The organism is Streptosporangium sp. NPDC023615, from assembly GCF_040640155.1.
In the GTDB taxonomy this organism is placed as follows: domain Bacteria; phylum Actinomycetota; class Actinomycetes; order Streptosporangiales; family Streptosporangiaceae; genus Streptosporangium.
Window position 1 is genome coordinate 1 of the sequence record NZ_JBFABE010000123.1, and the last position, 8,263, is coordinate 8,263.

The 8,263-nt window shown below is 72.3% G+C and carries 13 protein-coding genes and 1 pseudogene; 7 read left to right on the forward strand and 7 right to left on the reverse strand.

Annotated features, from left to right (window positions below):
• Positions 1-194 precede the first annotated feature (194 nt).
• The gene (locus AB0G16_RS37795; RefSeq protein ID WP_362815685.1) at positions 195-593 is read left to right on the forward strand and encodes a hypothetical protein; all 399 of its coding nucleotides are present in this window, start codon (positions 195-197) and stop codon (positions 591-593) included.
• Positions 506-910 (forward strand): 2Fe-2S iron-sulfur cluster-binding protein, encoded by a 405-nt coding sequence (locus tag AB0G16_RS37800; RefSeq protein WP_362815687.1) that lies wholly within the window; start codon positions 506-508, stop codon positions 908-910. Before AB0G16_RS37795 ends, AB0G16_RS37800 begins: the two co-directional genes overlap by 88 nt.
• A 153-nt stretch (positions 911-1,063) precedes the next feature.
• On the opposite strand, the gene AB0G16_RS37805 is transcribed toward AB0G16_RS37800, so the two are convergent.
• Positions 1,064-1,846 (reverse strand): SDR family oxidoreductase, encoded by a 783-nt coding sequence (locus AB0G16_RS37805; protein ID WP_362815689.1) that lies wholly within the window; start codon positions 1,844-1,846, stop codon positions 1,064-1,066.
• Between the two features lie 86 nt (positions 1,847-1,932).
• Between AB0G16_RS37805 and AB0G16_RS37810 the strand changes: the two genes are divergently transcribed.
• The 4 genes from AB0G16_RS37810 (at position 1,933) to AB0G16_RS37825 (ending at position 4,547) form a co-directional block, all read left to right on the forward strand.
• Positions 1,933-2,871: a helix-turn-helix transcriptional regulator gene (locus tag AB0G16_RS37810; RefSeq protein WP_362815691.1), complete on the forward strand. Its 939-nt coding sequence runs from the start codon at positions 1,933-1,935 to the stop codon at positions 2,869-2,871.
• A 124-nt stretch (positions 2,872-2,995) separates the two neighbouring features.
• On the forward strand, positions 2,996-3,262 hold the full coding sequence (locus AB0G16_RS37815; RefSeq protein WP_362815693.1) for a hypothetical protein: 267 nt from the start codon (positions 2,996-2,998) through the stop codon (positions 3,260-3,262).
• Between the two features lie 239 nt (positions 3,263-3,501).
• Entirely contained in the window at positions 3,502-4,101 is a 600-nt protein-coding gene (locus AB0G16_RS37820) for a hypothetical protein (RefSeq protein ID WP_362815695.1), read from the forward strand.
• A complete protein-coding gene (locus AB0G16_RS37825) occupies positions 4,098-4,547 on the forward strand; it encodes a hypothetical protein (RefSeq protein WP_362815697.1) in 450 nt (149 codons plus the stop codon). Before AB0G16_RS37820 ends, AB0G16_RS37825 begins: the two co-directional genes overlap by 4 nt.
• A 105-nt stretch (positions 4,548-4,652) precedes the next feature.
• On the opposite strand, the gene AB0G16_RS37830 is transcribed toward AB0G16_RS37825, so the two are convergent.
• The 5 genes from AB0G16_RS37830 to AB0G16_RS37850 form a co-directional block, all read right to left on the reverse strand.
• A complete protein-coding gene (locus tag AB0G16_RS37830) occupies positions 4,653-4,982 on the reverse strand; it encodes a hypothetical protein (RefSeq protein WP_362815699.1) in 330 nt (109 codons plus the stop codon).
• Between the two features lie 217 nt (positions 4,983-5,199).
• The gene (locus AB0G16_RS37835; RefSeq protein ID WP_362815700.1) at positions 5,200-5,430 is read right to left on the reverse strand and encodes a type II toxin-antitoxin system HicA family toxin; all 231 of its coding nucleotides are present in this window, start codon (positions 5,428-5,430) and stop codon (positions 5,200-5,202) included.
• 32 nt (positions 5,431-5,462) lie between these two features.
• Positions 5,463-5,669, reverse strand: a complete 207-nt coding sequence (locus AB0G16_RS37840; protein WP_362815702.1) for a hypothetical protein — start codon at positions 5,667-5,669, stop codon at positions 5,463-5,465.
• A gap of 108 nt (positions 5,670-5,777) precedes the next feature.
• Positions 5,778-6,473 carry a pentapeptide repeat-containing protein gene (locus AB0G16_RS37845; protein WP_362815704.1) on the reverse strand — a complete coding sequence of 232 codons (696 nt, stop codon included), beginning with the start codon at positions 6,471-6,473 and terminating at the stop codon, positions 5,778-5,780.
• Positions 6,474-6,500: 27 nt separating this feature from the next.
• Positions 6,501-6,776, reverse strand: a complete 276-nt coding sequence (locus tag AB0G16_RS37850; protein WP_362815706.1) for a hypothetical protein — start codon at positions 6,774-6,776, stop codon at positions 6,501-6,503.
• Positions 6,777-7,014: 238 nt separating this feature from the next.
• Here AB0G16_RS37850 and AB0G16_RS37855 point away from each other — a divergent pair, with 238 nt between their 5' ends.
• Entirely contained in the window at positions 7,015-7,521 is a 507-nt protein-coding gene (locus AB0G16_RS37855) for a hypothetical protein (protein WP_362815708.1), read from the forward strand.
• Between the two features lie 266 nt (positions 7,522-7,787).
• On the opposite strand, the pseudogene AB0G16_RS37860 reads toward AB0G16_RS37855, so the two are convergent.
• Positions 7,788-7,901: pseudogene (locus tag AB0G16_RS37860) on the reverse strand (IS5/IS1182 family transposase); the annotation flags it as partial.
• Between the last annotated feature and the right edge of the window lie 362 nt (positions 7,902-8,263).

Genomic DNA, 8,263 nt, shown 5'->3' on the forward strand with positions numbered 1-8,263 from the left:
CCAGTTCAGCCAGTTCAGCCAGTTCAGCCAGTTCAGCCAGTTCAGCCAGTTCAGCCAGTTCAGCAAGATGAGGATCAGGCGCCTGATCGGCGCCGGTTGCGGCCTGGGACTTTCGCCCCGGCTGATCACCTGTCTACCGTCGTAGGTGATCTGTCCCCGCCTGGGGCGGAGTCGCTTCGCTGGGAAGGGGGCCGGTGGTCGACGTCCAAGAGGTCTCCTCCCCGCCACCCGGGCCCCGGCCGGGCGGGCGCCGTCGCCGGGTGGCCGGCGAGGTGTGGTGGCTGTACGGCACGCGCGACGGCACCGAACACCCGTTCGCCGCGGAGAGCGACGGCCTTCGCGCCCTGCTTCCCAACGCTCACGAGCACGTCTGCTACAGCCGCCCCGCGCCCGGCGACCGTCAGGGAGCCGACTACGGCACGGCGGGACGGCTGTCGGTCGAACTGCTCGGCCGTCTCGGCGTCCCGCACGGCGCCGACGCCTACCTCTCGGCCCCGCCGCCTTCATGCGCGACCTGCCGCCCGCCCTCGTGGCCTCCGAACTCGCCCCCGCGAGCGTCCACACGGAGGTCTTCGGCGCGCGGGCGGCGCTGACGCCGGGTGTGACCCCGGCGGCCGCCCGCTCCCCGCACCCGCCCGCCGGCGCGCCGGGAGCCGGGCCCGCCGTCACGTTCGCGCGCAGCGGCCTCACCGTCGCCTGGAACGGCGCCTGCGAGAGCCTGCTCGACCTGGCCGAGGCGTGCGACGTGCCGACCCGCTGGTCGTGTCGTACCGGGATCTGTCACACCTGCGAGAGCGGTCTGCTGTCCGGCACGATCGGCTACTCACCGGAACCGGTGGACGCCCCCGCCGACGGCAACGCGCTGATCTGCTGCTCGCAACCCCGCGAGGACCTCGTCCTCGACCTCTGAGACCCTGCCCCGCCGTGCTCGGCCGCGTGTGCCGATTCGACCCCGTCGCCGGGGGCTCACCGAGCGCGTGTCTCCGTGCCGCCGCCTGCTGGTCTCACCGGTCCCTTCGATGATCGACGGGGCTGCGACGGCGGCTTGCCCTGGCTCTCCCCCTCAGGCGCCGGCGCCGCCGTCCACCGGCAAGATCGCGCCGGTCACCATCGAGGCCCGGTCGCTGAGCAGCCACGCGGCCACCTCGGCGACCTCACGAGGCTCGGCCATCCGGCCGAGCGGGATGCCCGCGTTGATGCGCTCGACGACACCTGGGGACGCCGCCTCCCACGTGTCGATCATCTCCGTCGCGGTACCGCCGGGGGTGATGCTGTTCACGCGGATCCCCTGCCGCCCCCAGGTCACGGCGGCGGTCTCGGTGATGCTGTTGAGCGCGCGCTTCATCGCGCCGTACGCGGGAAGCTCCGGGTTCGCGCGGCGGCTGCCGATGCTCGAGGTGTTGACGATCGCCCCGCCACCGCCCCGGCGCATGAGCGCGGCCTCGGCCGTCATCGCGGTCCAGTGCGCCCGGAAGTTCACCGTGAACTGCTCCTCGACGTCCTCCTCGCTCGTCGTGTCCAGCGGCCCGGGCCGCTGGATCGCCGCGCCGTTGTTGAACGCGCCGTCGAGCCGTCCGTGCAGCTCCTCGACGTGATCGACCGCCGCGCGGATACTCGCCCGGTCAGCGAGGTCCACTGTCACGGCATCCGCGACGCCTCCGCCGGCGCGGACCTCGGCGACGATCCGCCGGAGGGCGTCGGTGCTGCGGGCCGCGAGCACCACGCAGGCACCTTCGCAGGCGAAAAGCCGGGCCGCGGCCGCCCCGATGCCGCGGCTGGCGCCGGTGATGAACACGACCTTGCCGGTGAGCAGGCCGATGGGCGCGATCTCGCTGGTCTTCGTCATGACGACAGTGTCGGGCCGGCCTCCCGGCCGGATACAGGCACAGGCGGTACCAGGATCCGTCGCCGCCCGGCGTGCACACTGGGGGGATGGACAAGCAGGAGCTCGGAGCCTTCCTCCGGAGCCGCCGCGAGCGGCTCCGGCCGCGTGACGTCGGCCTGCCCTCGGGTTCGCGGCGCCGGACACCGGGTCTTCGCCGCGAGGAGGTGGCGGTCCTCGCCCACATCTCCACGGAGTATTACGTCCGGCTTGAGCAGGGCAGGGCACCGCGCCCGTCGGGCGAGGTCCTCTCCGGGATCGCGGGCGCGCTGCGGCTGACCGACGCCGAGTCCGATCACCTCCACGTCCTGGCGGGCACCGCGCCCAGCCGTTGCGGACTGCACCGGCGCGACGTCCGCCCGAGCATCCTCGCGCTCCTCGAACGGCTGCCGCAGACGGCCGCCTTCGTGACGTCCGCCGCGTTCGAGGTGCTCGCGTGGAACGACCTCGCGGCCGCGCTCATGGAGGACTTCTCCGCCCTCGCACCCAAGGACCGCAACCTCGCGCGCCGGGCGTTCCTCGGCCCGGCGCGCGAGGTCGCGGCGCTGTACGGGATCTCCGACGCCGCGGAGTTCCGGCACCACGCCGTCATGGGGCTTCGATCCGCCCTCGCCCGTTACCCGTCCGACCCCGCGGTGATCGACCTCGTCGACGAGCTCCGCGACGGCAGCCCCGGGTTCGCCCGGCTCTGGGAGCGGCACGACGTGCAGGCCGTGCCGATGCTCACGAAGACCTTCCGTCACCCGGTCGTCGGGGAGATCACCGTCGACTGCGACTCGGTCACGCTCACCGACCGCGACCAGAACCTCGTGCTCTACAGTGCGCCGGCAGGATCCCGTGACGCCGAGGTTCTGGCTCTTCTGAACGTGCTGGGGACCGAGAGCGTCGATGTGAGCGGATCTCTACATCCATTGACATCGAATCCGCGCGCGACACGGCCGGGAGGTCGCGGGCCGGGTGCGGGGCATCGTCCGAAGGGAGCGAGTTGAGGGTCAGGCGCCTGATCGGCGCCGGTTGCGGCCCGGGGCTTTCGCCCCGGCTGATCACCTGTCTACCGTCGTAGGTGATCTGTCCCCGCCTGGGGGCGGGGTCGCTTCGCTGGGAAGGGGGCCGGTGGTCGACGTCCAAGAGGTCTCCTCCCCGCCACCCGGGTCCCGGCCGGGCGGGCGCCGTCGCCGGGTGGCCGGCGGGCGCGGCAACCGCAACACGGTGCGCTTCACCGACGCCGAGCAGCGCCGCCTCGAGGCGGCTGCCGCGGCCGCCGGGATGAGCGTGCCGCACCTGCTGGCCGAGACGATGCTGGCCTCCCTGGCGCACGGGGAGCGGTTGATGGCGGTGGCCGAGCGCCGGGCGCTGGCCCGGCAGGTGGCGGCCGCGTAGCGGGTGTTGAGCGCGGTGGGTGGCAACGTCAACCAGCTGGCGGCCAGGGCCCACAGCGGCAGGGCTACCGTGGTGGTACGGCCAGACGCGTACCGCCGTCCACCGTGCCGGGGTGCCCACGCCTCCCGGCATCGTCGGTCAAGATCTCCAGGGGCCCGCGAGGTTGAAGGTTCGTCCTGCCCGGCTTGTGTAGCCCCGTCCGGCAGGTGCGTGGGGCCCGCCGCTCAAGGGAGCACACGATGCCCAAGAAGCAGACAAGCGCCGCCAAGCGTGCTCGTGCCGCGGTGCGCGCCGGCGCCGCCAAGTACACCACCGCGTTGCGCGAGGAGTCCGCCGGCCGCCATCTGGCCGTTCCCGGTCCCGGCCCGGACGGGCAGGTCCCGCCGTGCCCGGATCTGCCGTACGAGGTCCTGGTGTTCGCCGACCCCGGATACGACAAGGGCGAGATCTACGGCCGCGACTACGGCGGCAGCGCGCCCGCCTGGTGGACGAGCGCCTGGACGCGCTCGGCCGACCGGGCCGCCGAGGTCGCCCGTGCCGTGGTCGCTTGGAACCGCGGCGACCGGGTGGCGACGGTGTGGGGCCGGCCGAGGACGGCGGCCGCCGCCAGCTCCTGCGCGTGGAGGCCGGGCCCGCGCCGCGCGCCGCCCGTCCCTGCCCGGAGTTCGGCGCGACACCGCCCGGTGTACGGCCCGCCTCCCCCGCGCCGATCCCCCGGCCGGTCCTCGGCCCTGGCATCCCCGAGCGTGAGGCTCCCGGGTACTGCCTGCGGGTGTGGACCCCGGAGCGGGCATGGGAGGAAGTCGCGTGGTTCGACTCCCGCTCAGGTGCCTGCGTGACCGCCGCTCACCTGCTGGTCGGCGTCGTCGGCCACCGCTACCCGTTCGCCGACGTCTACGGCCCCGGCCGCTCAGGCGACCGCGAGGTGATGGACCTGCTCCCTGAGCGCAGCAGCACCGAGCGCGGCGAGGACCCCAGCGCCCGCGGCAAGACCTACGCCGAGCTGTACCACCCCGACCACGCCGAGGACCGGGCCCGCTGGGCTGCCGAACGCCGGGCCGCCTACGATGCCGCCTTCTCCGACCCCGGCCCCGGCCCGTGCGGCACCTGCGGGGAGGTCCGCCCGCTGGTGTGGAGCTGGGGCATCTGCCAGCCCTGCTACTCCGCCAGCGTGTTCGACCCGCCGTATGAGACGTTCGTCGACAAGGCGGGCGAGGACGAGCACCCCGACGACCGAGCCGCAGCGTTTGCCGAGGACTGGCAGTCGGCCCGCTACGGCGAATAGCGCACCCTCGCCCGCGCGGCCGGCCATGGACCACGGCCGCGCGGCCGGGATGCCGACGACGACGCCACCGACGCCGGGCGCGAACGGAACCTCACGGCGCCCGGGTCAGAGCCGCCCGCCGTTCGCGTAGTAGCGCCGGGCGGTGCCCTCCGGGGTGCGCCAGGAGACCCATGTCTCCACCACGCCCGCCTCGAGAGACTTCCGTCCGGCGAGGCGATCCACGTCGAGCTCGTCGAGGTCGGCCGGCGCCGTCCTGCTGTGCAGGCTGCCGTCGCGCATCCGCCAGCCCAGCACCCAGCCCACCGTGGTGCGCTCTTCCCGCGCCCGGCGTGCGCGCCGCCGGCGATCGGCCACGGCCAGCAGGACCAGGCCGATCCCGGCGCCCACCGCGCCGCCCCAGCTGGTCACGTTGACGGCGAGCGGTACGAGCATCACGGCGCCTCCCGGGGAGATGGGTCTACAGGATCAACGTGCCCGCCGTCGCCCGGGTGCCCGCCGGCTGCCCTCGCTCGCGCGGCCGGCCACGGGCCACGGCCACGCGGCCGGGATGCCGACGACGCCGACACCGGGCGCGAGCGGTAGGAGCTTCACGGCGCCCCGGTCAGAGCCGGGGCGTGAGGAACATCGGAGCGGAAACTGGCACTGCCGCGCGCTATGACCGGCGCCTCAGCAGCCCTCGAAGGGCCAGGGCCGGGCGCAGGAGCACCGGGGGGTGGCGGGTCATGCCGGCATCGTGCAGGATCGCGCGCAGCGTGCCCGGAGCGAGATCGCGGCCCTCCTGGACGAAGACCGTGGTCGCGCGTCCGTCGGGATGGCGCATGATGTGGTGCTTGCCGCAGACGCGGGCGAGCGTGAACCCGGCGCGCTGCAGGAGGTCGACCACCTGAGCGCCCGATCGTGACGGGGTGAGCGGCATCAAACCTCGACCGCCAGGCTCAGCAGGTCCGGGGCACCGAACTCCTCGATCAACCCGATCAGCGCCTCTCGCAACTCGCCGGTCGCCTCCTGGGGCGTGGCCCCTTCCCCGTGCGCCCCGCGGCCGGGACGGAGCCAGGCGTGGGCGCACCACACCCCGCTCTCGTCCTGTTCCAGGACGTAGGGGACATGCACGGTTCGCTCCATAGTCGGATTGTCCGGCCGCAGGCCGCACCGCGCCACCCGCACGCGTCACGTCCGCTTTGCTCTGATTTCCGAGGGGGGAACTTGCGGGAAGTGTCCCCTTCCCATGAGTTATCGGGAACTAGGCGGACCGGGTTCCTCTTTCGTCTCGGCCGCCTCTGGCGGAAGCTCCTCTCTGGCGCCGGTACCGTCTCCGCTGAACTCCACCCCCTCCTGGTACGCATGCATCACATCCTTAGGCAGCCCTATGGCGCCATCGAGGTTCGCGGCGGTGAAGTCCACCCCGACGGGGTTCACCCCGACGAGGTTCGCGGCGGAGAGGTTCGCACCGACGAGGTTCGCACCGAAGAGGTACGCGCCGAAGAGGTACGCGCCGGAGAGGTCCGCGCCGAGGAGGTACGCACCGGTGAGATTTGCGTTGGAGAGATCCGCGTGAGTGAGGTATGCGCCGGAGAGGTCCGCGTTGACGAGGTTTGCGCCAAAGAGGTCTGCGCCGGAGAGGTTCGCGCGGGTGAGGTTGATCTTCGCGCTGGTCGTGTCGTGGGCGAGGGTACGTCGGCCGATGACGGTGAGCGCGGCCTGCAGATCAGTTCTCAACTTCCGACTATGAGGCTGCTCGTTTTCTGTTTCATCGGTCTTGACGTCTCGAGAGTGTTCGCGGATGAAGGCGGCCAGCACCTCCATGACGGTGGGATGGTCGCGGGCCGAGTCGCGGGCGATGCGCTCCAGCGCGTAAATACCGCCCAGGCGGATGTCGAGCTTGTCAGAGCCGAGCTGCTCGATCGCTTTGGTGTAGCGATCGGTCACCTGGCCCTGCTCACTCAACCGGTGGCCTTACTCGCTCAACTCGAAGGTGCGGCGCGCGGTGGCGGCGTTGCGCGCGGTGTAGTACACCGCCACCAAGGCGATCAGCCCGGTGGCGATCGCCAGCGCCCGCCCGCGTACCGCGTCCAGCGCCGCCGCCAGATCCTTGCCGGCCAGGTCGCGTACCCCGTCGAAGTGCTCCAGCACCCACGCCGCCCCCGGCCCCAGCACCCACCCCAGCACCGCCACCAGGACCACGCCCAGCACCGCGAGCACGAACCGGGGAGAACCTGGCCACCACCTCATACCTGCCAGGTTGATCGGTCCGCGCGGTCTCCACGAGGCGATGGTCGCCAGCGATGGTCAATCGTGACCGGCCGCCCTGGCGGCTAGGGACATGTTCGGGAGCGGAGGGCCTCCCTCGTGGACGGCGACCTCGCCTGCCGCTCGGGCATTTCCCGTGAGTTGCCTCATGTCCGTTCGGCATAAATCGATCGGGTGCCTATCGGTACCGGTAATCTACCGATAGGTATCCGATCAGCTCATGCGAGGGGTTCCCGTGATCATCGACGACGCTTCGGCCGACTACTTCCCGCTCAACGTGCAGACCGCCGTGACCCGGCTGCGCGAGGCCCGCCAGCTCCAGCTCGCCCTGGAGCCGGTGCGCCACCTACTCGCCGACGTCGACGAGCAGCTGCGCGAGGCCCTGGCCGACGGCGAACGCGCCGGCCTCGCCCAGCGCGTGCTGGCCGCGCAGTCCGGCGTCTCCCAGCCCACCGTCAAGGCCATGCTCGACGGGCGCCGCGGGCCGGTTACCCCGCTGCCCGCCCTGGGAGAGCACATCTGGAGCCTGCACCAGAGCGCCGCTGCGCTGGACACCCTCACCCGCCGGCTGCTCGGCCAGGACCTCGCGCGCCAGGCGCCCAACGGGCGGCACGCCGACCCGTTCTCGGCGGTGAAGACGGCCGCCGAGGCCCTGGACAAGGCCGCCAAGGCGCTGGCGTCGGCGGCCGCCGCACAGCAGACCTGGGACCGCGACCACCTGGCGTGATCGCCCCTGAAGCGGCGGGCGCGTCCAGGCGGCACACCTGGACGCGCCCCGATCACCCGCCCGAACCTTGCACTCGACGAGAGAGGGACCCCCACCATGATGGGACATGATCAGCAGGACGACGTCCCGGCCGTCCCGGCGGCCGCGCCGGCCTTCCCCGGTCGACGTCGCCCGGCCACCGTCGCCGAGGCTCGCCGGCAGTTGGCCGCCATCACCGAGGAGATCGGCTTGCGCGCCGCGATGCCCGCCGAGCGCGTCGCCCGGGAGCGGTAGGCGGTGGCGCGGGAGATGCGGTGGTCGCGGCCGAGTTTGCAGATGTCGTTCTCGCCGCGGAACCAGCGCAGCACCATGACCGCTTGGCGGAACGGGGTCAGGGCCCGGCTGCCGGTGGGCGTGCCGCGCAGTCGGCGCTCTGTCCTCAGCAACCCGGCAACGTGGTGAACCAGTACGCGGGAGACGTCGAGCGTGGCACGATGAGCAATCACGTGGAGCCTTCTGGCCGGTTGAGCGCTTGTGGTGAGAGCTCTTCTACCGGGGGCTCCACGTCTGTTCACGGCCTTCGGCGACTCCTTCCGAAAGGACCGGAACGCCGTCAGTGAGGTCCAAGAAATCCCAGTTGCCCTGAACTATTTCGCTGTAGGGTCGGGAGCTGGCGCGGTGGTGTCTCCTAGCGGTAGGGCCTGAGGTCTTCGATTCCGCCGGTTTCCCGGACGGGTGTGCCACCTCAGTGACCATGACCAGG